General features: G+C 64.8%; 21 protein-coding genes and 1 pseudogene. 21 read left to right on the top strand and 1 reads right to left on the bottom strand.

Annotated features, from left to right (window positions below; translation table 11 throughout):
* Positions 1-219: 219 nt before the first annotated feature.
* The 21 genes and pseudogenes from rpsB to C4901_RS10380 form a co-directional block, all read left to right on the top strand.
* A pseudogene (rpsB, locus tag C4901_RS10480) lies at positions 220-957 on the top strand (30S ribosomal protein S2); the annotation flags it as partial.
* 246 nt (positions 958-1,203) lie between these two features.
* Positions 1,204-2,085 carry a translation elongation factor Ts gene (gene tsf, locus C4901_RS18080; protein WP_110137282.1) on the top strand — a complete coding sequence of 294 codons (882 nt, stop codon included), beginning with the start codon at positions 1,204-1,206 and terminating at the stop codon, positions 2,083-2,085.
* Positions 2,086-2,088: 3 nt separating this feature from the next.
* Positions 2,089-2,811, top strand: coding sequence for a UMP kinase (pyrH, locus tag C4901_RS18075; protein WP_110137281.1), 723 nt, complete (start codon positions 2,089-2,091; stop codon positions 2,809-2,811).
* Positions 2,804-3,361 (top strand): ribosome recycling factor, encoded by a 558-nt coding sequence (gene frr / locus C4901_RS10465; RefSeq protein WP_110137280.1) that lies wholly within the window; start codon positions 2,804-2,806, stop codon positions 3,359-3,361. Before pyrH ends, frr begins: the two co-directional genes overlap by 8 nt.
* A gap of 33 nt (positions 3,362-3,394) precedes the next feature.
* Positions 3,395-4,153 carry a polyprenyl diphosphate synthase gene (uppS, locus tag C4901_RS10460; RefSeq protein WP_110137279.1) on the top strand — a complete coding sequence of 253 codons (759 nt, stop codon included), beginning with the start codon at positions 3,395-3,397 and terminating at the stop codon, positions 4,151-4,153.
* Positions 4,146-4,952 carry a phosphatidate cytidylyltransferase gene (locus C4901_RS10455; protein WP_168185671.1) on the top strand — a complete coding sequence of 269 codons (807 nt, stop codon included), beginning with the start codon at positions 4,146-4,148 and terminating at the stop codon, positions 4,950-4,952. Before uppS ends, C4901_RS10455 begins: the two co-directional genes overlap by 8 nt.
* On the top strand, positions 4,949-6,172 hold the full coding sequence (gene dxr / locus C4901_RS10450) for a 1-deoxy-D-xylulose-5-phosphate reductoisomerase (protein WP_110137277.1): 1,224 nt from the start codon (positions 4,949-4,951) through the stop codon (positions 6,170-6,172). Before C4901_RS10455 ends, dxr begins: the two co-directional genes overlap by 4 nt.
* Positions 6,166-7,533 carry an RIP metalloprotease RseP gene (rseP, locus tag C4901_RS10445; RefSeq protein WP_168185670.1) on the top strand — a complete coding sequence of 456 codons (1,368 nt, stop codon included), beginning with the start codon at positions 6,166-6,168 and terminating at the stop codon, positions 7,531-7,533. Before dxr ends, rseP begins: the two co-directional genes overlap by 7 nt.
* A gap of 22 nt (positions 7,534-7,555) precedes the next feature.
* Entirely contained in the window at positions 7,556-9,847 is a 2,292-nt protein-coding gene (bamA, locus tag C4901_RS10440; protein ID WP_110137275.1) for an outer membrane protein assembly factor BamA, read from the top strand.
* Between the two features lie 70 nt (positions 9,848-9,917).
* Entirely contained in the window at positions 9,918-10,958 is a 1,041-nt protein-coding gene (gene lpxD, locus C4901_RS10435) for a UDP-3-O-(3-hydroxymyristoyl)glucosamine N-acyltransferase (RefSeq protein ID WP_168185669.1), read from the top strand.
* Positions 10,955-11,401, top strand: a complete 447-nt coding sequence (gene fabZ / locus C4901_RS10430) for a 3-hydroxyacyl-ACP dehydratase FabZ (RefSeq protein ID WP_110137273.1) — start codon at positions 10,955-10,957, stop codon at positions 11,399-11,401. The genes lpxD and fabZ overlap by 4 nt, the downstream gene beginning before the upstream one ends.
* The gene (gene lpxA, locus C4901_RS10425) at positions 11,398-12,168 is read left to right on the top strand and encodes an acyl-ACP--UDP-N-acetylglucosamine O-acyltransferase (RefSeq protein WP_110137272.1); all 771 of its coding nucleotides are present in this window, start codon (positions 11,398-11,400) and stop codon (positions 12,166-12,168) included. The genes fabZ and lpxA overlap by 4 nt, the downstream gene beginning before the upstream one ends.
* Positions 12,168-13,340: a lipid-A-disaccharide synthase gene (lpxB, locus tag C4901_RS10420; protein WP_240611749.1), complete on the top strand. Its 1,173-nt coding sequence runs from the start codon at positions 12,168-12,170 to the stop codon at positions 13,338-13,340. The genes lpxA and lpxB overlap by 1 nt, the downstream gene beginning before the upstream one ends.
* Positions 13,328-13,897: a ribonuclease HII gene (gene rnhB / locus C4901_RS10415; RefSeq protein ID WP_110137270.1), complete on the top strand. Its 570-nt coding sequence runs from the start codon at positions 13,328-13,330 to the stop codon at positions 13,895-13,897. The genes lpxB and rnhB overlap by 13 nt, the downstream gene beginning before the upstream one ends.
* Before the next feature lie 12 nt (positions 13,898-13,909).
* Positions 13,910-17,350: a DNA polymerase III subunit alpha gene (dnaE, locus tag C4901_RS10410; protein WP_110137269.1), complete on the top strand. Its 3,441-nt coding sequence runs from the start codon at positions 13,910-13,912 to the stop codon at positions 17,348-17,350.
* Between the two features lies 1 nt (position 17,351).
* Positions 17,352-18,311, top strand: a complete 960-nt coding sequence (locus tag C4901_RS10405) for an acetyl-CoA carboxylase carboxyltransferase subunit alpha (protein ID WP_110137268.1) — start codon at positions 17,352-17,354, stop codon at positions 18,309-18,311.
* A 43-nt stretch (positions 18,312-18,354) separates the two neighbouring features.
* The gene (gene tilS, locus C4901_RS10400) at positions 18,355-19,626 is read left to right on the top strand and encodes a tRNA lysidine(34) synthetase TilS (RefSeq protein WP_168185668.1); all 1,272 of its coding nucleotides are present in this window, start codon (positions 18,355-18,357) and stop codon (positions 19,624-19,626) included.
* A 91-nt stretch (positions 19,627-19,717) separates the two neighbouring features.
* A complete protein-coding gene (locus C4901_RS10395) occupies positions 19,718-21,370 on the top strand; it encodes a CTP synthase (protein ID WP_205735941.1) in 1,653 nt (550 codons plus the stop codon).
* Positions 21,367-22,206, top strand: a complete 840-nt coding sequence (kdsA, locus tag C4901_RS10390) for a 3-deoxy-8-phosphooctulonate synthase (protein WP_110137266.1) — start codon at positions 21,367-21,369, stop codon at positions 22,204-22,206. The genes C4901_RS10395 and kdsA overlap by 4 nt, the downstream gene beginning before the upstream one ends.
* Before the next feature lie 34 nt (positions 22,207-22,240).
* Positions 22,241-23,527 (top strand): phosphopyruvate hydratase, encoded by a 1,287-nt coding sequence (gene eno / locus C4901_RS10385; protein ID WP_110137265.1) that lies wholly within the window; start codon positions 22,241-22,243, stop codon positions 23,525-23,527.
* A 15-nt stretch (positions 23,528-23,542) separates the two neighbouring features.
* Positions 23,543-23,887 (top strand): septum formation initiator family protein, encoded by a 345-nt coding sequence (locus C4901_RS10380; protein ID WP_110137264.1) that lies wholly within the window; start codon positions 23,543-23,545, stop codon positions 23,885-23,887.
* On the opposite strand, the gene C4901_RS10375 is transcribed toward C4901_RS10380, so the two are convergent.
* Entirely contained in the window at positions 23,863-24,891 is a 1,029-nt protein-coding gene (locus C4901_RS10375; RefSeq protein ID WP_168185667.1) for a folate-binding protein YgfZ, read from the bottom strand. The genes C4901_RS10380 and C4901_RS10375 overlap by 25 nt on opposite strands.
* Positions 24,892-24,956: the final 65 nt, after the last annotated feature.

The raw sequence follows: 24,956 nt of genomic DNA, 5'->3' as shown, positions 1-24,956 counted from the left end.
TTCAACCTGGGAAGGCCATGGCGTCGTCGCCGCGCGATTCGCCCAGTACTGTTACGAGCCTCGTACCCGTGGTAGCATGCGGCCACGCGAGGATCCCCTCGCGTCCTCGTTTCGAGGCATTATCGCACGCAGGTCGTCACGGCGTTCGGGTGCTTGGGGCCATGGGCCTTGAGTCGGCGACCGGGACCTGCGGTGGACAAACCCGTTGGGAGAGATGTCATGGCTAGCGTCACAATGCGTGAAATGCTGGAGGCCGGGGTCCATTTTGGACATCAGACCCGCTTCTGGCACCCGAAAATGCGCCCCTATATCTTTGGCGAGCGCAACAATATCCACATCATCAATCTCGAGAAGTCGCTGCCGATGCTGAATGAAGCGGCGGCCTTCGCGCGTAAATTGGCGGCGAACAAGGGCACGATACTGTTTGTCGGCACCAAGCGGCAGGCGGCGGAGATCATGCGCGCCGAGGCCATCCGTGCCGGTTGCCCCTATGTCGATCATCGCTGGCTCGGCGGCATGCTGACGAATTACAAGACCGTGCGTCGTTCGATCGAGCGCCTGAAGCGGCTGGAGGAGCTGCTCGCCGAGGGTGGCGGGGCCGAGAAGCTATCCAAGAAGGAGACGCTGACCCTCGAGCGCGAGCGCGCCAAGCTGGATCGCAGTCTGAGCGGCATCAAGGACATGCCGAGCCTGCCGGACGCGCTGTTCGTGATCGATGTGGGCCATGAATACATCGCTGTGAGCGAGGCCAACAAGCTGAAGATCCCGGTGCTCGCGGTGGTGGACTCCAATTGCAAGACCGATGGTGTGGACTACGTCATACCCGGAAACGACGACGCCAGCCGGGCTATCACTCTCTATGCCCGAACCATGGCCGATGCGGTGCTGGAAGGGCGGAGTTCGGCAGCGACCCTCCCGACCTCCGGCGACGAGGAGTTTGTCGAGGTGAAGGAGGACCCTGCGACGCGCGCCGCCGCACGCAAGAAACCGGCGGCCGGCTACGAGGGTTATACGGGCGAGGCGGAAGGCGAGGCCGATGGCCCTGGGGCTGCGGATGCCCGCAAGTCGCGTCCCAAGGGCCGGGAAGGGGCCGGGGCGCGGCCCGCCCGTGGCGGCCGTGCCCGGCCGTGACGGCGTAATGGCGAATATGAGAGAGGCAAAAGGGGGGGATGCCCCCCTTTTGCATGCGCGCGAGGACAGGATATGGCGATTTCAGCGGCACAGGTAAAAGAGCTTCGGGAACGGACCGGACTGGGCATGATGGAGTGCAAGGCCGCGCTCACCGAGACGGACGGGAATATGGAGGCGGCCATCGACCTCCTGCGCAAGAAGGCCGGTGCCAAGGTCGACAAGAAGGCCCACCGCGTGGCGGCCGAGGGGGCCATCGGCGCCCATGTCGATGCGCGCGGTCAGGTGGGTGCGTTGGTGGAGGTCAATAGCGAGACGGATTTCGTGGCCAAGGAGGAGCGCTTCGCGGCCTTCGCACAGACGCTCGCGGCCCTGGTCGTCGACCACAACCCCGCGGATCTGGAGGCCTTGTCAGCGATAGCCTTCCCTGGCGGGGGCACGGTGGCTGAGGCGCGCGCGGCGCTCGTGGCGCAGTTTGGGGAAAACATGACGGTACGACGGTTCGTGCGCCTCGATGCCGAGGGCGGCGTGCTCGGGCACTATGTGCATGGGCGGCGTATCGGCGTGCTGGTGTCGCTTGCCGGCGGGGGCGCGGCGCTCGCCCGCGATCTCGCTATGCATATCGCCGCAAGCAAGCCCGCCTATGTCCGGCCGGAGGACGTTCCGGCGGATGTCGTGGCCCGCGAAAAGGCCATCTATGTGGCGCAGGCCGAAGGTTCGGGAAAGTCCCCGGAGATCATCGAGAAGATGGTGATGGGCAAGGTCCGGAAGTACCTCGATGACATCACACTGACAGGTCAGGCGTTCGTCAAGGATCCGGAGACTACGGTCGCCGCGCAATTGAAGAAGGCCGGGGCCGAGGCCAGACGCTTCTTCCGGCTGGAGGTGGGTGAGGGGATCGAACGCGAGGTCAGCAACTTCGCATCGGAAGTGATGTCACAGGTCAAGGGAAGCTGATCCATGGCGCGTTACCGGCGCGTGCTCCTGAAGTTGAGCGGCGAGGCCCTGATGGGGACCGCGGGTTACGGGATCGACCCGGAGGTCTTGCACACCGTGGCCGCGGCAGTGGCCGAGGGCGCTTGCGGCACGGGTCTTGCGATTGTGATCGGCGGCGGGAACATCTTTCGCGGGGTGTCGAGTTCGGCGCGTGGCATGGACCGGGCGCAGGCCGATCTCATGGGCATGCTCGCCACAGTCATGAATGCGCTGGCGCTGGTCGAGGCGCTGCGCTCTTCCGGGGTGACCGCCCATGTCCAGTCGGCGCTTGCCGTCGGTACCGCGGTACCCCCCTTCGACAGGCGTCGGGCCTTGGAGTGTCTGGAGCGGGGCGAGGTCGTGGTGTTCGCAGCCGGCACCGGCAATCCGTTCTTCACCACCGATACCGCGGCAAGCCTTCGGGCCCTGGAAGTGGGCGCGGAGATCATGCTGAAGGCCACCAAGGTCGACGGCGTGTATTCGGCGGACCCCAAGCGCGACCCGGGCGCCGTACGCTACCGGCGGCTTGGGTATGACGATGTGCTGCAGCGCCGTCTCGGGGTGATGGATGCCACGGCGATCGCGCTATTGCGGGAGTTTCGCGTGCCCTTGCGCGTTTTTGACATGACCTCGCCCGGGGCCCTGGCGCGCATCCTCGCCGGCGCCGATGAAGGGACTTTAGTCGAAGAAGGAGCGGCATGTGAGTGAGGATCTGAAGAAAGACGTCCAGGCGCGCATGGCCAAGTCCGTCGAGGCCTTGAAGGCGGAGCTCGGCCGTATTCGCACCGGGCGCGCCAATACCGCGCTCCTCGACCACGTCATGGTCGATTACTACGGTACCAGGACCGCGCTCCCGAAGGTGGCCAACGTCACCGTGGCCGATGCCCGCAATCTGGTCGTGAGTCCCTGGGAGAAGGGCATGGTGGCGGCGATCGAGCGCGCCATTCTGGAGTCCGGGCTCGGCTTTAATCCGGTGACGTCCGGCATGACCATCCGCATCCCCATGCCGCCGTTGACCGAGGAGCGTCGTCGGGACCTTGGCAAGGTGGCGCGCAGCGAGGGCGAGAATGCCAAGATCGCGGTGCGCAACATCCGTCGCGATACGAACAATCATTTGAAGGATCAGGTCAAGAAGAAGCTGCTCTCGGAAGATGAGGAGAAGCGGCTTGTCGAGGCCGTGCAAAAGGCCACAGACCAGTTCATCGCCGAAATCGACAAGCTGGTCGCCGCGAAGGAACGCGACATCCTGGAGATCTAACCTCAGGCGCCCGAGTGTGCCTATACTTGTGTTATGAAGACGACGGATCAAAGTGCCATTACAGGGGGTCTCCCCGCCCATGTCGCGGTGATCATGGACGGTAACGGTCGCTGGGCCAAGGCCCGCGGGCAGGCCCGCATCCAGGGACACCGCAAGGGTGTGGAGACGGTCCGCGAACTGGTCGCGGCGTGCGCCGAGAAGGGCATCAAGGCGGTGACGTTGTTTGCCTTCAGCAGCGAGAACTGGCGCCGCCCGCGGCTCGAGGTCCGTTTGCTGCGCCAGCTGTTCCTGCTGGCGCTGGAGCGCGAGATTGCAAAGCTCCATGACAACGATATCCAGTTCCGCGCCATCGGCGACATCGCCGCCTTCGGGCCCGACATCGTGCAGCGCGTGCGCGACGCCGAGGCCTTGACCGCCAACAATCGCCGCCTGCGTCTCACCATCGCCGCCAACTACGGCGGTCGGTGGGATATCGCCCAGGCGTGCGCCCGTATCGCCGAGGAGGTGCGTGCCGGCCGGCTTTTGTCCGGCGACATCAGCCCCGAGACCCTGGAACCCTATCTCAGCATGGCCGGCGTCCCGGAGCCCGATCTCTTCATCCGCACCGGCGGTGAACAGCGCATCAGCAATTTTCTGCTCTGGCAGCTTGCCTATACGGAGCTCTATTTCACGCCCGTACTATGGCCCGACTTCGACCGCAAGCAGTTCGATCTGGCCCTGGAGTCCTTCACCGGGCGCCAGCGACGGTTCGGGCGCACGGGGGACCAGGTCGAGGCGGCGTGGCGTGCTTAAGGAGCGCCTGCTGACGGCGCTTCTCGCGGGTGCCCTGTTGCTCGCCGGTCTATGGTTTCTGAACACTGCCGGGGTCGGGATATTGTTGGGCGTGGTGACGCTGCTGGCGGCCTTCGAGTGGTCGGGGCTCGCGGCGCGGCGGCCGGTGGCGCGGTTTGCGTTTCCCGCGCTCGCCGCGCTCTTGGGGCTGGCAAGCCTCCTGCTACCGCTTTCGGCGGTCATGGCGGTGGCGATCCTATGGTGGGTCTGGGCGGCCGGCGAGGTATTCGTGTTCCGTGACCGGGCGAGTCCGGTCTGGCGTCATGCGCCGGTCAAGTGCCTGTCCGGTATACTGATATTGGTGCCGGCGTGGCGCGGATGCCTGGCGCTGAAGGCCCAGGATCCCTCGCGGCCGATGCTCCTGATCTGGCTGCTGGCCATGGTGTGGACCGCCGACAGCGCGGCCTATTTTGCGGGACGCGCCTTTGGGCGTCATCGCCTGGCCCCGCTCGTAAGCCCCGGCAAGACCGTGGAGGGCGCCATGGCCGGGATCGCGGGGGCGGCGATCATCGGGGGTATCGGCGCCTCTTGGCTGGCGCTTTCGGGCCTCACGGCCGGCAGCGGCGCGCTGCTGGGGGCGGTGGTGGCCATGGCCTCGATCATAGGCGACCTGCTCGAGAGCAAGGCCAAGCGTCTGGCCGCCGTCAAGGACTCGGGCCGCCTGTTGCCGGGTCACGGCGGCATCCTGGATCGTATCGATGCCTTGACAGCGGCGGTGCCGTTATTCGTGTGGACCATGCGCTATCTGGGGGTTCGATGAGGCAGGAGGGGCATCCGGGGCGTGAAGCCGTCCAGGGGCTTGCGGTATTGGGGGCCACGGGCTCCATAGGGATCAGCACCTTGAAGGTGGCGGAGCTCCATCCGGGGCGTTTCCGGGTAGTGGCCTTGAGCGCCTATGAGCGTGCCGAGGAGCTGCGCGCGTTGTGCCAGACGTGGCGTCCGGCACTGGCCGCCATCCATGCCCCGGAGACGGCGCACTGGCTTGCGCAGTCGCTGGCGGATACCGGCACCGAGGTGCTCGCCGGACCCGCGGCGCTTGAACGGATCGTCTGCGATCCGCGCGTGACCACCGTCGTGTGCGGCATTGTCGGGGCCGCCGGACTTAAGTCGGCGTGGGCGGCGGTGGCCGCCGGCAAACGGGTCTTGTTTGCCAATAAAGAGCCGCTGGTCATGTCCGGTCATCTGCTGATGGCCTTGGCGCGTCGCAGCGGCGCGCAGCTCCTGCCGCTTGATAGCGAGCATAATGCGGTCTTTCAATGTTTGCCGCAGCCGCGCGCGGGGTTGGCCGGGGCGGGAGTGCGGCGCATCGTGCTCACCTGTTCGGGCGGCCCGTTTCGCAACACCCCGGCGAGCGAGTTTGCCACCATAACCCCCGAGCAGGCCTGCGCGCATCCGCGCTGGAGCATGGGTCGCAAGATCTCGGTGGATTCCGCGACCTTGATGAACAAGGGCCTGGAGTTGATCGAGGCCTGCCGGCTGTTCGAGGCGGCGCCCGAGCAGATCGACGTGGTGATCCACCCGCAAAGCATCATCCATTCACTGGTCGAGTATGTCGATGGGTCCACGCTCGCGCAGCTTGGCAATCCTGACATGCGCACCCCCATCGCTCACGCGTTGGCGTTTCCGGGTCGCATCGAGGCGGGGGTCGCGCGCCTCGATCTGGCAGCCGTAGGGCGGCTGGATTTCGAGGTGCCGGACGAGGACCGTTTCCCGTGTCTTAGGCTCGCACGCGCGGCCGCGGTGGCCGGTGCCAGCGCCCCCACGGTACTAAACGCCGCCAACGAGGTTGCGGTGGAGGCCTTTCTGGCGCGCGAGCTGCCGTTTGCCGCCATCCCCCGGGTGATCGAGTCGGTCCTGGAGGCGCGGCCGGTGGTGCCGGCGGAGAGCATCGAGGCCATACTGGAAGAGGATCGGATGGCGCGTGAGTGTGCGCACCGGGTCATCGGTGGCCATCGCGCGAAGGGGGTCATGGCGTGTTGACGCAGATCGGCTATAGCCTGCTCGGCTTCGTACTCGCGATCGGTATCCTGATCGTGGTGCACGAGTTTGGGCACTACATTGTGGCGCGCAGTCTCGGGGTCAAGGTACTACGGTTTTCCGTGGGGTTCGGGAAACCGCTGATCCTGCGTCGCGCCGGCCGCGACGCCACCGAGTATGTGCTGGCGGCGGTACCGTTGGGCGGTTATGTGAAGATGCTAGACGAGAACGAGGGTGATGTGGCGCCGGCCGAGCGTCACCGGGCGTTCAACCGTCAGGCCCTCTGGAAGCGCACGGCCATCGTGCTGGCCGGACCCGGATTCAATTTCCTGTTCGCGATCCTGGCCTACTGGGTGGTGTTCATGACCGGCGTGCCCGGTCTTAAGCCTGTCATCGGCAGGGTCGCGGCGCACTCGCCGGCGCAGGCCGCCGGTCTGCGTGCCGGAGACCTGATCACGCGCATCAACGGTCGGCGGGTGCAGAGCCTCGGACAGGATCGGCTCTATCTCTTTCAGAAGGCCCTGGAGCATGCCAAGGTGCACGTGCAGGTCCTGACCAAGGGCGGCCATGAACGCGTCTTGACCCTCGATCTGCGCCACGTCCATGCCCGTGCCCTGAGCAAGGGGCACCTGGGTGAGGTGCTTGGGATCAGCGGTTGGCAGCCACGTCTCGTACCGCGCATCGCCGAGGTCTTCGCGCACACGCCGGCGGCCCGTGGCGGACTACGGGTCGGCGATCTCATCACGCGCATCGGCCAACAAGCCATCACCAATTGGACACAGGTTGCGCGCATCGTCCGCGCCCATCCCTTGCAGCCCCTGCATTTTGACGTCCGTCATCATGGGCGGACGCGGCAATTGATCATCACGCCAAAAGCCGTTAAGGTGGGAGCCCGGCGCATAGGCCAGATTGGTGCGGGCATCCGCGTTCCGGCGTTACCGCCGAACCTGCGCGTCGTGGTGCGATTCGGACCACTGGCAGCGCTCGGGGCGGCCTTGAAGGACACATGGCTCATGAGTCGTCTGACGGTCGAGATGCTTGGCAAGATGTTGATGCTCGAGGTCTCACCGAAGAGCATCAGCGGTCCTATCACGATCGCGCAGTATGCCGGTTATTCGGTGCAGGTGGGATTCACCAGTTTCCTGATGTTTCTCGGGGTCGTCAGCATCAGTCTCGGAGTTTTGAATCTGATGCCGGTGCCTATCCTCGACGGGGGCCACGTGTTCTTCTATCTGCTCGAGTGGGTCAAGGGAGGGCCCATCTCGGAGCAGGCGATCGGGTGGGGGCAGCGGGTCGGCGTGACCCTGCTGTTAGGTCTCATGATGCTCGCCTTCTACAACGACATTACACGGATTCTCGGATAAGCAACGAGGCGGGCTTCAAGCAATGAAAAAATGGTTGACGGCGCTCTGTTTGACGGGCGCGCTCATGGGAACGGCCCAGGCCGCCTCCTTCGTGATCTCTCACATCAAAGTCACGGGCCTAAAGCGCATTTCGCGTGCCACGGTCATGACCTATCTCCCGTTGCGTGTGGGCGAGACGCTCACCGGGGCGCGCGCCGAGCGCGCCATCCAGGCGTTGTTCAAGACCGGCTTCTTCCGGGATGTGAAGTTGATGGAGCAGGGCCATACGCTGATCGTGGCGGTGAGTGAGCGCCCGGCGATCGCGCGCATCACGATCAAGGGCACGCATGTCATCAAGCCGAAGAAGCTCCTGAAATCGCTCGCGGAGATGGGATTTGCCAAGGGGCGCGTGTTCAATCGCGCGCTCTTGCACGAGACCAAGCAGGCGTTGAGGCGCCAGTACTTCAATCGCGGCTATTACGCGGCGCGCGTGGTCACGACCGTAAAGCCCTTGCCGCGCGACCGGGTCGCGGTGGGTATCACGGTGACCGAGGGCAAGATTGCGCGGATCAAGCAGATTACCATCGTCGGCAACCATCGTTATAAGGAAAGCCGGCTTCTTGGCCGCTTCAAGCTAGGCCCCCCGAATCTCTTTAGCTTCTTCACCGGCAATGACCGCTATTCGCGTCAAAAGCTCGAGGCCGATCTCGAGAATCTGCAGAACTTCTATCTGAACCGCGGGTATCTGCGTTTCCGGCTGTTGTCGACGGTGGTTGCGATCACGCCCGACAAGGACTGGATCTATGTGACCGAGAATGTGCGCGAGGGTCATGTCTACCGGATATCGCATTATCGCTTTGCGGGACATGAGGTTCTGTCGCCCGCGACGCTTGCGCGCCTCATGCGCTTAAAGCCGGGACAGGTCTTTTCGCGCGAACGCATCACCAAGGGCACGCGCCGCATCATCGGGAAGCTCGGCAATCGGGGTTACGCCTTCGCCAATGTGCGCGTCGTGCCGGCGGTGGACCGCAAGAATCACACGATCGCGCTTACGCTGTTTGTGGAACCCGGTCAGCGCGTGTATGTGCGGCGCATCCGGTTCTTCGGGAATACGGTCACCCAGGATGCGGTGTTGCGTCGCACCATGCGCCAATACGAGGGGGCGTGGTTTTCCGCCAAGCGTATCAAGCAATCGGTGACGCTGTTGAGGCGGCTTGGCTTTTTCACCAACGTGCGTGTCACCACCCCGCCGGTACCCGGACACCCCAATGAGGTTGATGTCGATGTGCACGTCAAGGAGCGCCCGACCGGCAGTATCGTGGCCGGCCTCGGTTACTCCGACCTCTACGGTATCTTCATCAATGGTTCGGTGACCTACCAGGATGTGCTTGGGACCGGCAAGGAGGTGTCGGTGACCGCTGACACGTCGGTGGCCTACAAGGACATCAACCTCACTTATGTGAACCCGTATTACACGAGTTCCGGGATCAGCCGTGGGTTCAACATCTATGACAGCTCGTTCAATGCCGCGGCCGCCTACACCGCCGCGTATAACGAAAGCACGGTCGGGGCGGGGGTGTTTTATGGGATTCCGATCGGTGTCAACCGCACGATCAACATCGGTCTGGCCGCTGAACGGGTGGGGATCACCGTCAACTCGACCAGTGCCTATGTGGCACAGCAGTTCGTGGCCCGGCATGGATCGACCAATGACATCATCAAGGCGACGTTCGGCTGGTCACGCAACACCCTGAACAACGCCATCTTCCCGACCAGCGGGACGTATCAGCAGTTGAGCGGGGAAATCGGCCTGCCCGGTGGCAGCCTCGAGTACTACCGCATGTCCTATCTTGCCAGTGTGTTCTTCCCGTTCGGGCGCCAGTACAGCCTGAAGCTGAGCAATGAGTGGAGCTATGGTAACGGCTACGGAAACACGCACAGCCTGCCGTTTTTCAAGAACTTTTATGCAGGTGGCGCCAATTCCGTACGGGGTTATCAGAATGAATCCCTGGGACCGCGCGATATCCTGCCGCCGCACGATCCGATCGGGGGTAACAAGCGCGTGCTGGCGAGTGCCGAGTTCTTTTTCCCGGTGCCCGGCACCAGCCCGCATAATCGCTCCATGCGCCTGTCCACGTTCATAGACGCCGGCCAGGTATACGGCCCGGGCCAGCCCATCCAGTTCAGCCAGATCCGTACGTCGTTTGGCATAGCCTTCGACTGGTTCTCGCCGATTGCGCCGCTTAGTATCAGCATTGCCCGACCGCTGAATGCCCGGCCGGGCGACCAGACGCGCGCCGTCCAGTTCACCTTGGGCACGCTCTTTATGTACTAGCGGGAACCGGCGCCGGTGGCTAGGCTTCGAGACGAGAAGGCGGGCGGAGGCGGGCGCGACCCGGACAGACATGGCGTATACATTGCGGGAATTGGCGGACGCGGCTGAGGTCACGTTGCGGGGGCGCGGGGAGATCGAGATCGACGCGGTGGCGCCGCTCAATCGCGCGGGTCCCCGAAACGTCGCCTACTGTGCGTCATCGCGCTATCGCGCGCTCATCTCGGAGAGCCGGGCGGGTGCGCTCATTCTCCACCCCGAGGACAGCGGCGTGTTTTCGGGGAACGCGCTTTTGTGCGATGATCCGCGGGTCGCCTTCGCGCGTATCGCCCGCCTGCTTCATCCCCCGGGGCCCATTCAGCCCGGCCGCCATCCGAGCGCCGTCATACACGAAAGCGCGAGCGTGGCCGACAGCGCGAGCATAGGACCGCAGGCGGTGATCGAGGCATACGCGTGCGTCGGACATCAGGCGCTGATCGGCGCCGGGGCGGTGGTGGGCGAGCGTTGCGTCGTGGGCGCGGGCACGCGTATCGAGGCGCGCGCCGTGATCATGCACGACTGCGTGATAGGCGAGCGTTGCGTGATATCACCGGGCGCGGTGATAGGCGGCGAAGGCTTCGGTTATGTCCGTGAGACGGATGGGCGCTGGCTCAAGGTGCCCCAGCTCGGGCGCGTAGTCATAGGGAACGAGGTGGATGTCGGGGCTAACACCACCATAGACCGTGGCGCGCTCGGAGACACCGTGATCGCAGACGGCGTGAAGCTCGATAATCTGATCCAGATCGCCCACAACGTGAAGGTGGGCGAGCACACGGCGATGGCCGGTTGTGTCGGCGTCGCCGGGAGCGCGGTCATCGGAAAGCGCTGCCTCATAGCGGGTGGATCGGGGATCATGGGCCATATCACGGTGGGCGACGACGTCGAGGTGACCGCGATGTCCTTTCTTAAGGGTTCGGTGAGCGGCCCGGGGCGCTATTCGTCGAGCCTGCCGGCGGCCGATGCCGACGTGTGGGCGCGTAATCTCGGGCGGTTTCGCCATCTGGATGAATTGGCACGGCGCCTGCGCCGCGTCGAGCAGACAATAAAGCAGATCCTGTCAGGGGGAAAACATTGAATACGTTGGACATTCAAGAGGTGCTAAAGCACCTTCCGCACCGCTACCCCTTCCTCTTGGTCGACCGGGTACTAAACTATGTCCCGAATGAGTCGCTGGTGGCGATCAAGAACGTCACGATCAACGAGCCGTTCTTTCAGGGGCATTTCCCCGAGTATCCGGTCATGCCCGGGGTGATGGTGATCGAGGCCATGGCCCAGGCCTGCGCCATCCTGTCGTTCAAGACGCTCGGTAAAATGCCGGCCGATGGCGGCATCTACCTGTTTGTGGGGATCGACAAGGCACGTTTCAAGCGCCAGGTGGGCCCAGGGGACCAGCTACGGCTGGATGTGAAGCTCACGCGCAAAATGCAGAGCATATGGCGCTTCGAGGCGACGGCCTCGGTCGACGAGGCGATATGCTCGACCGCCGAGCTCATGTGTACCTACAAGGAGATGGCATGATTCACCCCCAGGCTGTCGTCGATCCGCGGGCGGAGATCGGCGCGGACGTGGATATCGGGCCGTTTACCGTCATAGGGCCTGAGGTGGTGATCGGAGCGGGGACATGGATAGGGCCGCACGCTGTGATCCAGGGGCCGACCCGGATAGGAAGGAACAACAAGGTCTTTCAGTTCGCGTCGCTAGGCGAGGTGCCGCAGGACTTGAAGTTCGGCGGTGAGCGCACGGTGCTTGAAATCGGCGACCGTAACGTGTTTCGGGAGTACTGTACGGTCCACCGCGGTACCGCCGGCGGTGGCGGGGTGACGCGTATTGGCAACGACAATCTGTTCATGGCCTATGTGCACATCGCTCATGATTGCCGTATCGCCGATCATACGGTGTTTGCCAATTGCGCCAGTCTCGCGGGGCACGTGGAGATCGGCAATCATGCGGTTCTGGGCGGCTTTACCGGCATCCATCAGTTTTGCCGGGTCGGGGACCACTGCATGACGGGTGCCGCCACGGTGGCCGTGCAGGACATCCCGCCGTATGTGCTGGCGGCGGGCAATGGCGCACAACCCTACGGGATCAATGTGACCGGTCTGCGCAGGAGGGGGTTTTCGACAGAGGCCATCCATATGCTAAAGCGCGCCTACAAGATTCTCTACAAGTCGGGCCTTAGACTTGAGGAGGCGATCACCAAAATCGAGGAATTGGTGCCCGAACACCCGGAACTCGATGTTCTGGCGCGCTTTCTCAAGGTCGAGGGTCGGGGCATCATCCGATAATGGCCCTGCGCGTGGGTATCGTGGCCGGCGAGGTGTCGGGCGACATGCTCGGCGCAGGTCTCATGAAGGCCATGAAGGCGGTCACACCCTGCGCGTTCGAGGGTATCTGCGGGCCGGCGATGGCCGCCGAGGGCGGTTTGAGCCAGTTTCCCATGGAGGCCCTGTCGGTCATGGGGATCTCCGAGGTGGCCGGACGCCTGCGTGATCTCCTGCGCATTCGCCGCGATCTTATCGCCTATTTCCGCAAGACCCGTCCGGACGTCGTGATCGGCATCGATGCCCCGGACTTTACGCTCGCGCTCGAGCGCGCGCTGCGGCGCGACGGGATTCGAACGGTGCATTATGTCAGTCCCACGGTATGGGCATGGCGCCGCTATCGCGTGCGCACGGTGGCGGCGAGCGCCGACCGGCTGTTGGCCCTGTTTCCCTTCGAGCCTCAGTACTACACCGGGCACGCCGACGCCGTATTCGTCGGTCACCCGCTGGCCGACGCCATAGAGGCGCAGCCATCCCCCGACAAGGCGCGTGCCGAATTGCGCCTGGACGGGAGGGGGCCTGTGATCGCTTTGCTGCCCGGGAGCCGGGTAACCGAATTACGCGCCCATGCCGGGCTTTTCGTGAAGACCGCCCAGCGCCTCGCCCTACGTTACCCGGACGGCCGATTCGTCGCGCCGTTTGTCAATCGCGAGACGCTCGCAATCTTCGACAAGACCCTGACCGAGCTCCAGGCCTTCGATCTTCCGATCACGCGCCTTCACGGGCATGCGCGGCAGGCGATGGCCGCCGCCGACGTGGTTCTTTTGGCCTCGGGGACGGCAGCGTTGGAGGCCGCCTTGGTCGGACGACCCATGGTCGTGGTCTACCGGCTCTCGCCCATCACCTACGGGCTTGCGCGCCTGCTGGCACGGGCCCCTTATGTGTCGTTGCCAAACCTGTTGCTCGGGCGCGGCGTGGTCCCGGAGTTGCTGCAGGATGCGGCCACGGCCGACGGCCTGGTGCGTGCCGCCGAGGATCTCCTGGAGAATCCCGGACGTCGGGCGGAGATGACCGCGGCGTTCGTCGAGCTGCGCGCGCACCTTGGGTGTGGCGCGAGTGATCGCGCGGCAGCGGCGGTCCTGGAGTTGGTCGGCGCGCGCGGCACGCCGCCTGGGGTCATGTCATGCGCATCGTAGCTGGCATCGACGAGGTCGGCGTGGGCCCGCTCGCGGGGCCCGTGGTGGCGGCGGCCGTGGTGCTGGGGCCGCGCCACGGACTTATGGGTCTCAAGGATTCCAAGCGGTTGACGGAACGCGCGCGCGAGCGCCTGGCAGGCGAGATCCGGGCGCGTGCGCAGGCCTGGGCGCTCGGCCAGGCCTGCGCCGCCGAGGTGGATCGCCTGAACGTTCTGCAGGCGGCGTGGCTTGCCATGCGCCGCGCCGTGGACAATCTCGCGCTCACCCTTGATCTGGCGTTGGTGGATGGTGTGCATGTACCGGTGTTGCCGTGCCCAGCACGCGCCATCGTGCGCGGGGACGCGCGCGTGCCGGCGATCTCCGCGGCGTCGATCGTGGCCAAGGTCGCGCGCGATGCCGAGATGCGTGACTGGGACGCCATCTACCCCGAATACGGCTTCGCTACGCACAAGGGCTATGGCACCGCCCGTCATCTGGAGGCATTGGCGCGTCTTGGTTCGTGCCCTTTGCATCGCATGAGTTTCGCGCCCGTGCGTGACGCACGCCGCGGGTCCTAAAGGGGGTCGGGCATGACGGGCTTCGTCCATCTGCGCGTCCATTCGGAGTATTCCCTTGCCGATGGTCTGCTGCGCCTCGACGAACTGGTCAACGCCTGCCATGACCAAGGCATGCCGGCGGTGGCGCTGACCGATCTTGCCAACCTGTTTGGCATGGTGAAGTTCTACAACAAGGCGGTGGCGGCGGGGATCAAGCCCATCCTGGGGGCGGACGTGTTTGTGCGCAGCGATGACCCGCAACGACCCTATCGCGCCGCGCTGCTCTGCCAGAACCTCAACGGTTATCGCAACCTGAGCCGGCTTTTGACGCGCGCCTACAGTGAAGGCCAAAGCAGTGGCCGCGCCTGTCTCGAGAAGGCGTGGCTCGAGGGGAATAGCGATGGCCTCATCGCTTTGTCGGGGGGGCAGGACGGGGATGTCGGGCAGTTTTTGATCGGCAACCACAAGGACAAGGCGGATGCGGCGGCGCGTGTCTGGATGGCGCTGTTTCCGGGTCGGTTTTATGTCGAAGTGCAGCGCAATGGCAGGCCTTGGCAGGAGGAATACAATGCGCGCGCCGTGGGGCTTGCCCGTCACCTGAAGATTCCGCTGGTGGCGACCCACGACGTGCGCTTCCTGGCGCCCGAGGACTTCGAGGCCCACGAGATCCGCGTGTGCATCCACGAGGGCCGCACGCTCGCCGACCCCAGGCGTCCACGCCACTACACAGATCGCCAGTATCTGACGAGCCCGGCGGACATGGCGACGCTGTTCGCCGATCTCCCCGAAGCCCTTGCCAATACCGTCGAGATTGCCCGGCGGTGCACGGTGGCGCTGCGTTTTGGGGATTATTATCTTCCACGGTTCCCAGTCCCCGAAGGGGCCTCGGTCGATAACGTCCTGCGCGCCGATGCGCTTGCGGGGCTGGCGCGGCGCATGGCGCGGTTCTCACCCGAGGCACGCGCCGCCCACGACGGACCGTACCGCGAACGCCTGGACCATGAGTTGTCCGTCATCGTCAAGATGGGGTTCTCCGGGTACTTCCTGATCGTCGCCGACTTCATCACCTGGGCGCGGCACAATGGGGTGCCGGTGGGGCCGGGGCGTGGTTCGGGCGCCGGGTCGCTGGTCGCTTATGCCCTCGGCATCACCGAGCTCGATCCGATCGAATACGATCTACTATTCGAGCGCTTTTTGAATCCGGAACGCGTGTCTTTGCCCGATTTCGATGTCGACTTCTGCATGGACGGGCGCGACCGGGTCATAGAGTATGTCACCGAGCGCTACGGCTCCGACAAGGTTTCGCAGATCATCACCTTCGGCACCATGGCCGCCAAGGCCGTGGTGCGCGATGTCGGCCGGGTTCTGGACCATCCCTACGGTTTCGTCGACAAGCTCGCCAAGCTCATTCCGCACGATCTGGGCATTACGCTCGACGAAGCGATCGCCCAGGAGGCGGCGCTGAAGGAGCGCTACGAACAGGAGGAGGACGTGCGCGCGCTGCTTGATGCCGCGCGCAAGCTCGAGGGGCTGTCGCGCAATGCCGGCAAGCATGCCGGCGGCGTGGTGATCGCACCAAGCGCATTGACCGACTTCATGCCGCTTTACTGCGAAGCCGGCAGCAACCAGTTCGTGACGCAGCTTGACAAGGACGATGTCGAGGCCCTGGGGCTCGTGAAGTTCGACTTTCTGGGGTTGCGGACGCTCACCATCATCGCCAAGGCGGTGGCCATGATAGACCGCCGGCGCGCCCAGGAGGGCCTGGGGCCGCTCGCCATCGAGTCTTTGGCGATTGATGATGCCGAGGCCTTCAGTCTTTTGAAGCACTGCCGGACGACGGCGCTCTTTCAGCTGGAGTCGCGTGGCATGAAGGATCTCATCTTGCGCCTGCAGCCGGACCGTTTCGAGGATGTCGTGGCGCTGGTGGCGCTGTTTCGCCCAGGCCCCCTGCAGTCGGGCATGGTCGATGATTTCATCAACCGCAAGCATGGACGCGCGCGCATCGAGTACCCGCACGAGGCGCTGGCGCCGATCTTAAAGCCCACCTACGGCGTCATTCTTTACCAGGAACAGGTGATGCAGATCGCCCAGGTATTGGCCGGCTACAGCCTCGGCAAGGCCGACCTTTTGCGCCGCGCGATGGGCAAGAAGAAGCCCGAGGAGATGGCCAAGCAGCGCGAGGGCTTCGTCGAGGGCGCGCGCGCCCGCGGTTGCGACCCACGGCTCGCCACCGCCATCTTCAATCTGATCGAGAAGTTCGCGGGCTACGGGTTCAACCGCTCGCATTCGGCGGCCTATGCGCTCCTGTCCTATCAGACCGCGTGGCTGAAGGCGCATCATCCGGCGGAGTTCATGGCCGGCGTGCTGTCGGCGGATATGGACAAGACCGACAAGGTTGTCACCATGATCGCCGAATGCCGGGAGATGGGCATCACGGTCCTGCCGCCCGATATCAACCGTTGTGATTACGAGTTCGTGCCTATCGACGACCATACGATTCTCTACGGCCTGGGGGCCATCAAGGGTCTTGGGGAAGGCGCGATCGAGGCGGTGTTGACCGCGCGCGGCACCACGCCGTTTGCGGATCTCTTCGATCTGTGCCGGAGGGTCGTGGACCGGCGGGTCAACCGCCGCGCTTATGAGTGTCTGATCGCGGCCGGCGCCTGCGATGCCCTGGGACCGCACAGGGCCGCCATGATGGCGTCCCTGGATGTCGCCCTGAGCACCGCCGAGCAGCATGGGCGTGATGCCGCGGTGGGTCAGGACGATTTATTTGGCGATGCGATGGCATTCAAGCCGGATTTTGTGGCTGTCGAGCCGTGGGCCATGGAAAAGCGGCTGGAGGCCGAAAAGGATACCCTCGGACTTTATCTGACCGGGCATCCCATAGATCGATACGCCGCGGAGCTAAAGCGCATCACGAGGACCACCATCGCCGATTTGAGGCCCACCGAGAACGGCTCGGTCATGGTGGGAGGGCTTGTGGTCGCGCTTCGCGTCATCAATACCCGGCGTGGCGATCGCATGGCCTTCGTGACCCTGGATGACCGCACAGGACGCATAGATCTTGCGATGTTCGGCGAACTCTACCAGCGTTACCGCGAACGCATCGTCAAAGATGCGCTCGTCATCGTCAAGGGCGCGGTGAGTACCGATGATTACTCGGGTGGCTTCAAAATGACCGCCGAGGCCATCTATAATATCGACGAGGCGCGCGCGGCGTTCGCGACCCGTCTTGTCATGGACATCGACTACGGCCGATGCGATGAGGGCTTTGTGGATGGTCTGCGCGAGATCCTTAACCCTGCGCGCACCGGGAATTGCCCGGTCACCGTGTATTATCACCGCCCGGAGGGCGTGGTCGACGTGGTATTCGGTGAGGATTGGCGGGTGATGCCGAGCGAGGCGATCATGCGTCAGTTGGAGGTGTTCGTGCCGGAAGGCCATGCGCGACTGATCTATCAGGACGGGTAGAATGAATCAAAATTACCTCGATTTCGAACAGTCGATCGCCGATCTCGAGGCCAAGATCGACGCCCTGCGATTCCTGGATTCGAGTTCGGGCGTCAATATCAACGAGGAGATCGCGCGCCTGCGGGCCAAGAGCCATCGCCTGACGCAGTCGATCTTCGCGTCGCTCACCGCCTGGCAGGTCTCGCAGCTCGCGCGCCACCCGCAACGCCCCTATGTCCTGGATTATGTGGGGCGGGTCTTTCAGGACTTCGAGGAGCTGCACGGCGACAGGCTGTATTCCGATGACCCGGCGATCGTGGCCGGAGTGGCCCGTCTCGAGGGCGTGCCCGTGGCGGTCATAGGCCATCAAAAGGGTCGTGACACCCGCGAGAAGGTGCGGCGCAATTTCGGGATGCCACGGCCCGAAGGCTACCGCAAGGCCTTGCGCATCATGCGTCTGGCGGAGCGCTTTGGCATGCCGCTTATCACCCTGATCGATACGATGGGTGCCTATCCCGGGGTCGGTGCCGAGGAGCGCGGGCAAAGCGAGGCGATCGCCCGCAACCTGTTTGTGATGGCGACCTTGAAGACGCCGATCGTGAGTGCCGTGATCGGCGAGGGGGGTTCGGGCGGCGCGCTCGCGATCGGGGTCTGCGATCACATGCTGATGCTTCAGTATGCCACCTATTCCGTGATAAGCCCGGAAGGCTGTGCCTCGATACTCTGGAAGAGCGCCGACAAGGCGGCACTCGCGGCCGAGGCGCTGGGGATCACGGCCGAGAGCCTAAAGCGCCTGGGGCTCATCGACGAGGTCGTGGCCGAGCCGCTTGGTGGGGCGCATCGCGACTACGAGGCCGCGGCCAACGGCCTGAAAGAGGCCTTGCACCGCGCGATATCCGACCTCGTTGCGCTGCCGACCGACGATCTGCTCACGCGCCGGCAGCTTCGGCTGCGCCAGTACGGACAATTTGAAGAACGTTAGATTTTGTGGCCCATACCTGTCCCGGGCCCTTGCCGGACTTGGGGTGAAGGCGTCCGACGATATCGTGGTGGCGGTAAGTGGTGGCGGCGATTCCCTGGCGCTTCTGCATGCCATGAGCGGTCTTGGTTGGCACTCGGTGCGCGCCATCCATGTCGATCATGGCCTCCAGAGACAGGCGGGCGCGTGGGGCGCGCGGGTGCGGGCGGCGGCGACGGCGATGGGTGTGCCCTGCGAGGTGGTGCGCGCGACCGTGACGCGGACGGGCGAGGGGCCGGAGGCCGATGCGCGCGCCGCCCGCTATCAGGTGTTGTCCGCATGCATGCGCCCCGGGGAGGTCCTGGTGACCGCGCATCATGCCGACGATCAGGCCGAGACCGTGCTTTTGCGGCTGCTGCGCGGGGCGGGGCTCGCCGGGCTTTCCGCCATGGCCGGGATACGCGCGTTCGGCCCGGGACGGCTGGCGCGACCGCTGCTCGCGGTGCCCAAGGCGGCGCTGGCGGCCTATGCCGCCGAGCACGCCCTGGCCTTCGTCCATGACCCCAGCAACGACGATACGCGTTATGCGCGTAATTATGTCCGTCACGCCCTGGTGCCGGTGATCACCGCGCGCTGGCCGCGAGCCGTCGAGTCCATAAACCGCGCCGCCCGCCATGCGCGTTCGGCCGAGGAGCTGCTTTGCGCCTATGTGGCGCAGGATGTGGCGGCCTGTTCGGCCCCCGACGGGGCGTTGCGTCTGCCCGTGTTGCTCGCGCTCGCGCCCGGCATCCAGGGCCCGGTCCTGCGTGCATGGCTCAGCGGGCAAGGGGGGCCGCCTATGAGCGAGGCCAAGGGGGCGGAGGTGCTGGCGGCGTTGGCCATGGTTCCCCGGAGTCGCCGACAAGTGTTACGCTTTGGGCGGGCCGGGGCGCTGCGGCGTTACCGTGAGCGGGCGGTCTGGACCCCGGGGGATTACGAAAGCGCCGAGCCCGCCTTGCCCCAGGCATGGGCCCCGCCTTTTCAGGATCTCGGCTTGAGCGACGGGCGGCGGCTGCGGGCGGTACCAGTCTTGGGTCAGGGAGTGGCGGCCTCGCGCATCGCTGACCGTCCGCTCGTGGTGGCAACCCGGACCTTCGGGCAGAGGGTGCTCGTGCCCGGCCGGGGTCACCGGGCGGTGAAAAAGCTCCTGCAGGAGATGGGTATCGCCCCGTGGGAGCGTTCGCGTGCGGTCTTGATCTATGCAGACGAGGCATTGATCGCGGTGGCCGGGCATTGGGTGTGCGCGCCTTTCAGGGCGGGGCCTGGCGAACCGGGTTTTGTCTTTCATATCGAGTCGTGACAGGCCGATCGAGGAGGTTATGCGAAGTGGAACCAACTGACAGCGGCAACGGCCGGACTCGACAGGCGCCAAGCGCGCCCGGACGGTTGTGATGACCAAGTTCATATTCGTGACCGGCGGGGTCGTATCTTCGCTGGGCAAGGGGATCGCGGCGGCGTCGCTTGCCGCGCTGCTCGAGGCGCGCGGCCTGCGCGTCACCCTCATGAAACTCGATCCCTACATCAATGTCGATCCGGGGACGATGAGCCCCTATCAGCACGGCGAGGTGTTCGTTACCGAGGATGGCGCGGAGACCGACCTCGATCTCGGGCACTACGAGCGGTTCGTGCGCATGACCATGACCCGCGACAACAATTTCACCACCGGGCGCATCTACGAGAATGTGATCCGCAAGGAGCGCCGCGGGGACTATCTCGGCGCGACCGTTCAGGTGATCCCGCACATCACAGACGAGATCAAGCGTTGTATCGTGCAGGGCGCGGGCTCCGCCGACGTGGCCATGATCGAGATCGGCGGCACGGTGGGTGATATCGAGTCCCTGCCGTTTCTCGAGGCCATCCGTCAGATGGGGGTGGAGTACGGGCGCCAGCATGCCGTCTACATGCATCTTACACTGGTACCGTTCATCAAGGCCTCGGGAGAGATCAAGACCAAGCCCACGCAGCATTCCGTAAAGGAGTTGCGCGGCATAGGTATCCAGCCGGACGTCCTTTTGTGCCGCGCGGATCGCAGGCTGCCGGAGGATGAGCGGCAGAAGATCGCGCTTTTTACCAATGTCCCGGCGCGGGCCGTCATTTCGGCGATCGATGTCGACAACATCTATCGCATACCGGAGATCCTCCATGACCAGGGGCTCGACGACATCGTGGTCGAGCAGTTGCGACTGAAGGCCAAGGCCATCGATCTTGGTCAGTGGCGGGCGGTGAACGACGCCCTCGACCATCCCCAGGGGGTGGTGGATATCGCCATCGTCGGCAAGTATGTGCATCTCACGGAGTCCTATAAATCCCTGTCCGAGGCCCTGATCCACGCCGGCATCCATACGCGCCTGCAGGTGCGTATCCATTACGTCGATTCCGAGGTCCTGGAGCGTGAAGGTGTCGATTGTCTCGCGACCTATGACGCGATCCTGGTCCCCGGAGGCTTTGGCGGACGCGGCACGGAAGGCAAGATTGCGGCCGTGCGCCATGCCCGCGAGAACGCCGTGCCCTATCTCGGCATCTGTCTTGGCATGCAGATCGCGGTCATCGAGTTCGCGCGCGCCAAGGTCGGTCTCGCCGGCGCGCATAGCACCGAGTTCGACCCCAAGACTCCGCATCCGGTCATCGCCCTCATAACCGAATGGATGGGCAGTCAGGGACAACGCGAGGTGCGTACCGAGGGTGCCGATCTCGGGGGCAGCATGCGCTTGGGTGGCCAGCGCTGCGAGCTCGCGCCCGGCAGTCGCGCGGCCGGGATATACGGGGCGGCAAACGTCGTGGAACGTCACCGCCACCGCTATGAGGTCAACAATACCTATCGCGAACGGCTCGCGGAAAAGGGTCTGCGTATCTCGGGAACCTCGCCTGATCAGGCGCTCGTGGAGATCGTCGAGCTACCGGATCATCCGTGGTTCATCGGGGTGCAGTTCCATCCCGAATTTACATCCAACCCGCGCGATGGTCACCCGCTGTTTCGCAGTTTCATCGAGGCGGCGCGCGCGCGGCGCGCGCTCGTTGCCGCGCGGCAGGCCGATTCGACATGAAGCTTTGCGGTTTCGAGGTGGGGCTGGACCAGCCCTTGTTTCTTATCGCCGGACCGTGCGTGATCGAATCGCGATCGCTGGCTCTGGAGACCGCGCAGGCGCTGAAGGAGCTGACTGCGCGCCTGTCAATTCCCTTCATCTACAAGTCGTCATTCGACAAGGCCAATCGCAGCGCGCATACCTCGTTTCGCGGGCCCGGGCGCGATGCCGGACTTGCGATCCTGGCCGAGGTGCGCGACACGGTGGGCGTGCCGGTGCTGACCGATGTCCATGACATCCCCGAGATTTCGGAGGTCGCCGAGGTCGCCGATGTGCTGCAGACCCCGGCGTTTCTGTGCCGACAGACCGACTTTATCCAGGCGGTGGTGGCCGCGGGTCGGCCCGTGAATATCAAGAAGGGGCAGTTCCTGGCCCCGGGCGACATGAAGAACGTGGTGGAGAAGGCGCGCGCCGCCGGCGGCGAGGGACGCATCCTGGTGTGCGAGCGTGGTGCTTCGTTTGGGTATAATAATCTCGTTTCGGATATGCGCGGTCTTGCCATCATGCGCGAGACCGGATGCCCCGTGGTCTTCGATGCCACGCACTCGGTGCAGCTGCCAGGTGGGCAGGGGTCGTGTTCGGGCGGCCAGCGCGAGTATGTGCCGGTGCTGGCGCGCGCGGCGGTGGCGTCCGGGGTGGCGGGGGTCTTCATGGAGACCCATCCCGATCCGGACCGGGCCTTGAGCGATGGGCCCAACGCCTGGCCGCTTGCGCGCCTCGAGCGCCTGCTTGGCACCTTGAGGGAGATCGACGCTTGCGTCAAGGCGCGCGGTTTGGACGAGATGACCGGCAGTTAATCAAAAACGGCAAGGAATTTTTCAGGATGGTGTCATGAGCAAGATTGCAGATATACGGGCGCGCGAGATCCTGGATTCCCGCGGGAATCCCACCGTCGAGGTGGATGTGACGCTCGATTCCGGGGCCGCCGGGCGCGCCTCTGTCCCATCCGGCGCCTCCACCGGCGTGCGCGAGGCCTTCGAGTTACGCGATGGCGACAAGCGGCGGTTCCGGGGACTTGGAGTTCAAAAGGCATGCGCCTCGGTGAACGAGACGCTCAAACGGGCGTTGGTAGGCGTCGACGCCGTGCAGGCCGCGGTCGACGAGCGCATGATCGCCGAGGATGGCACCGAGGATAAATCGCGGCTCGGGGCCAATGGCATCCTGGCGGTCTCGTTGGCGCTCGCGCGCGCGCTCGCGGCCGAGGCCGGCGTACCGCTATACCGGTACCTGGGAGGGCGCGGGCCCTTCGTTTTGCCGGTACCGCTCATGAATATCGTGAATGGCGGCGCGCACGCCGACAACAATCTGGATTTTCAGGAATTCATGATCGTGCCTTTCGGGGCCGCGCGATTCTCCGAGGCCTTGCGTTGGGGGGCGGAGATCTTCCATACACTGAAGGGCCTTTTGAAGGCGCGGGGGCTTGCCACCGCGGTCGGGGATGAGGGGGGATTCGCGCCCGACCTCGGCACCAATGAGGAGGCCCTCGGCCTGATCCGGGAGGCCATAATGGCCGCCGGCTACACCCCTGGACAGCAGGTCGGTATCGCCCTCGATGCCGCGGTGTCCGGGCTTGTGGATGAACAGGGATCATATGTGCTGGCCGGCGAGGGCCGGACACTCGATGCGGATGCCCTGACCCGGCTCTATGAGGGCTGGATGGCGCGCTATCCGATCGTGAGCATCGAAGATGGCATGGGTGAAGAGGATTGGGCCGGCTGGAAGGGTCTTACGCAGCGCTTGGGTGGCCGCGTCCAGCTCGTGGGCGATGACCTGTTCGTGACCAACAGCGCGATCCTTGAGCGCGGCATCGATCAGGGTGTGGCCAATGCCATCCTCATAAAACCCAATCAGATCGGGACCTTGACGGAGACGCTCAAGACCATACGCCGGGCGCAGGCGGCCGGCTACGGTGTGATCCTTTCACACCGCTCGGGCGAGACCGAGGATACCGCCATTGCCGATATCGCGGTCGCCACCGGCGCCGGCCAGATCAAGACCGGTTCCCTGTCGCGCTCCGAGCGCATGGCCAAGTACAATCAACTCCTGCGGATCGAGGAATTCGAGGGCAGTAATGCCAGTTACGCGCGGGCCCCGCGGCAGGCCTATTCCCAAGGCTGAGCTTATGGGCCTAATATGGTGGCTATGAGGAAATGGATAGGCCCGCTCGCGGTGGTTCTGTTCGCGTTGACCCAGTATGCCCTATGGTTTGGGCAGGGTGGTGTAATCGCGCTCATGCACCGCGAGCGCCATATCCATGCGCTGGCGCACGCTAATGCCACGCTCTTGAAGACCGACGAGCAACTGGCCGCCGAGGTGAAGAGCCTGAGGCATGGGCGCGCGGCCATCGAGGCCCAGGCGCGATCGGGATTGGGAATGGTGAAGAAGGGTGAGACCTTCTATGAGATCGTTCCGGGTAGCCCCCCGGCTACGCAGACCGCGCGCGTGTTTCGCAATCAGCAGCTTGCGGCCAGGGGGTAGGGCAGGTCGCGGAAGGTAAGCGGTCTGTCCTGCCAGAGGACCGCGCCGGCATCATGACTGCTGATCTGGACGACTGCCAGCAGGTCGATGGCGCCATCGGGCCCGATCTGGGCGTCGACCACGGTACCGGCGGGTTGCCCCGGGAGATTGGAGGCCTGCAGGGTGGCGCCGGGTGGCGGCATGGGTGTACCCGCCGGCAGCGACGCCCGATACATGCGCTGTTTCAAGCGTCCCAGGTAATGGGTGCGCGCCACGATCTCCTGTCCCGGATAACACCCCTTGCGAAAGTTGATCCCCCCCAGAAGGTCGAGGTTTGTCATTTGCGGCACGAAGGCCTCGGAGGTCTCCGGACCTATGGTGGGAAGGCCCGCCTGGATGTCAAGCCAGGCCCAGGCGCGCGCGCCGACACGTGTGACCTCGGGCAGGCGCGGTGGCAGCACGCGCAGCGCCGATTCCGGTCCCAGGAGCAGGTAGCGGGATGCGTGTCCCGGGATCGCCACGACGGTGATGTCGCCGCTCGTCGCGGCCTCGGGCACGGTCGGGGCCGGGAGTCCGGCGGCCGCCAGTGCCTGGGGCGCATGCGGGCCGGAGAGACCGACGAGGGCCCAATCGGCAGCGGCCGTGAGCTTGACCTGGGCGCGCAGGATATACATCGTCAGGCGCTTTTGGACGGCCGCCTGGAGGGTCGCGGGCAATAGCAGAAGGAATGCATCCTGATGGGGCACGACCCGAAACAGCGTGATCATGCGTCCCTGGGCCGTGCAGTAGGCGGCCAGCTGGCTCGTGGCGCCGAGGCTCAGGATGTCGTTGCTGAACTGCCCATGCAGGAAGGCGGCGGCGTCGGGCCCGGCGGCGCGCAGGATCGCCATGTGGGTGAGCGCGCTCCAGACCGTACCGTGCGCGGCGGCCAGGACCTCGGCGCGGCGATCGCCATAGTCGGTGACGGCGCCGTCCTCCAGGAGGCCGCCGGCCTCGATCAATTCCGCCTTCCATTCCCTCTGCATGACTCGCCCCCTATAATGCCTGACATGCGCCCGCCGCGTTACGATCATATCAAAAACCGCCGCCA

The organism is Acidiferrobacter sp. SPIII_3 (genome assembly GCF_003184265.1).
In the GTDB taxonomy this organism is placed as follows: domain Bacteria; phylum Pseudomonadota; class Gammaproteobacteria; order Acidiferrobacterales; family Acidiferrobacteraceae; genus Acidiferrobacter.
The sequence above is the reverse complement of the archived record's forward strand: the minus strand, read 5'-3'. Positions and strand labels throughout refer to the sequence as shown.

Coding starts and splice junctions, on each gene's coding strand:
- pyrH (WP_110137281.1), top strand. CDS start 2,089: ATGGCGCGTTACCGGCGCGTGCTCCTGAAGTTGAGCGGCGAGGCCCTG.
- C4901_RS10380 (WP_110137264.1), top strand. CDS start 23,543: ATGGTGGCTATGAGGAAATGGATAGGCCCGCTCGCGGTGGTTCTGTTC.
- lpxD (WP_168185669.1), top strand. CDS start 9,918: ATGGCGTATACATTGCGGGAATTGGCGGACGCGGCTGAGGTCACGTTG.
- C4901_RS10405 (WP_110137268.1), top strand. CDS start 17,352: ATGAATCAAAATTACCTCGATTTCGAACAGTCGATCGCCGATCTCGAG.
- lpxA (WP_110137272.1), top strand. CDS start 11,398: ATGATTCACCCCCAGGCTGTCGTCGATCCGCGGGCGGAGATCGGCGCG.
- tsf (WP_110137282.1), top strand. CDS start 1,204: ATGGCGATTTCAGCGGCACAGGTAAAAGAGCTTCGGGAACGGACCGGA.
- bamA (WP_110137275.1), top strand. CDS start 7,556: ATGAAAAAATGGTTGACGGCGCTCTGTTTGACGGGCGCGCTCATGGGA.
- uppS (WP_110137279.1), top strand. CDS start 3,395: ATGAAGACGACGGATCAAAGTGCCATTACAGGGGGTCTCCCCGCCCAT.
- eno (WP_110137265.1), top strand. CDS start 22,241: ATGAGCAAGATTGCAGATATACGGGCGCGCGAGATCCTGGATTCCCGC.
- lpxB (WP_240611749.1), top strand. CDS start 12,168: ATGGCCCTGCGCGTGGGTATCGTGGCCGGCGAGGTGTCGGGCGACATG.
- dnaE (WP_110137269.1), top strand. CDS start 13,910: ATGACGGGCTTCGTCCATCTGCGCGTCCATTCGGAGTATTCCCTTGCC.
- dxr (WP_110137277.1), top strand. CDS start 4,949: ATGAGGCAGGAGGGGCATCCGGGGCGTGAAGCCGTCCAGGGGCTTGCG.
- C4901_RS10375 (WP_168185667.1), bottom strand. CDS start 24,891: ATGCAGAGGGAATGGAAGGCGGAATTGATCGAGGCCGGCGGCCTCCTG.
- kdsA (WP_110137266.1), top strand. CDS start 21,367: ATGAAGCTTTGCGGTTTCGAGGTGGGGCTGGACCAGCCCTTGTTTCTT.
- rnhB (WP_110137270.1), top strand. CDS start 13,328: ATGCGCATCGTAGCTGGCATCGACGAGGTCGGCGTGGGCCCGCTCGCG.
- C4901_RS10395 (WP_205735941.1), top strand. CDS start 19,718: ATGACCAAGTTCATATTCGTGACCGGCGGGGTCGTATCTTCGCTGGGC.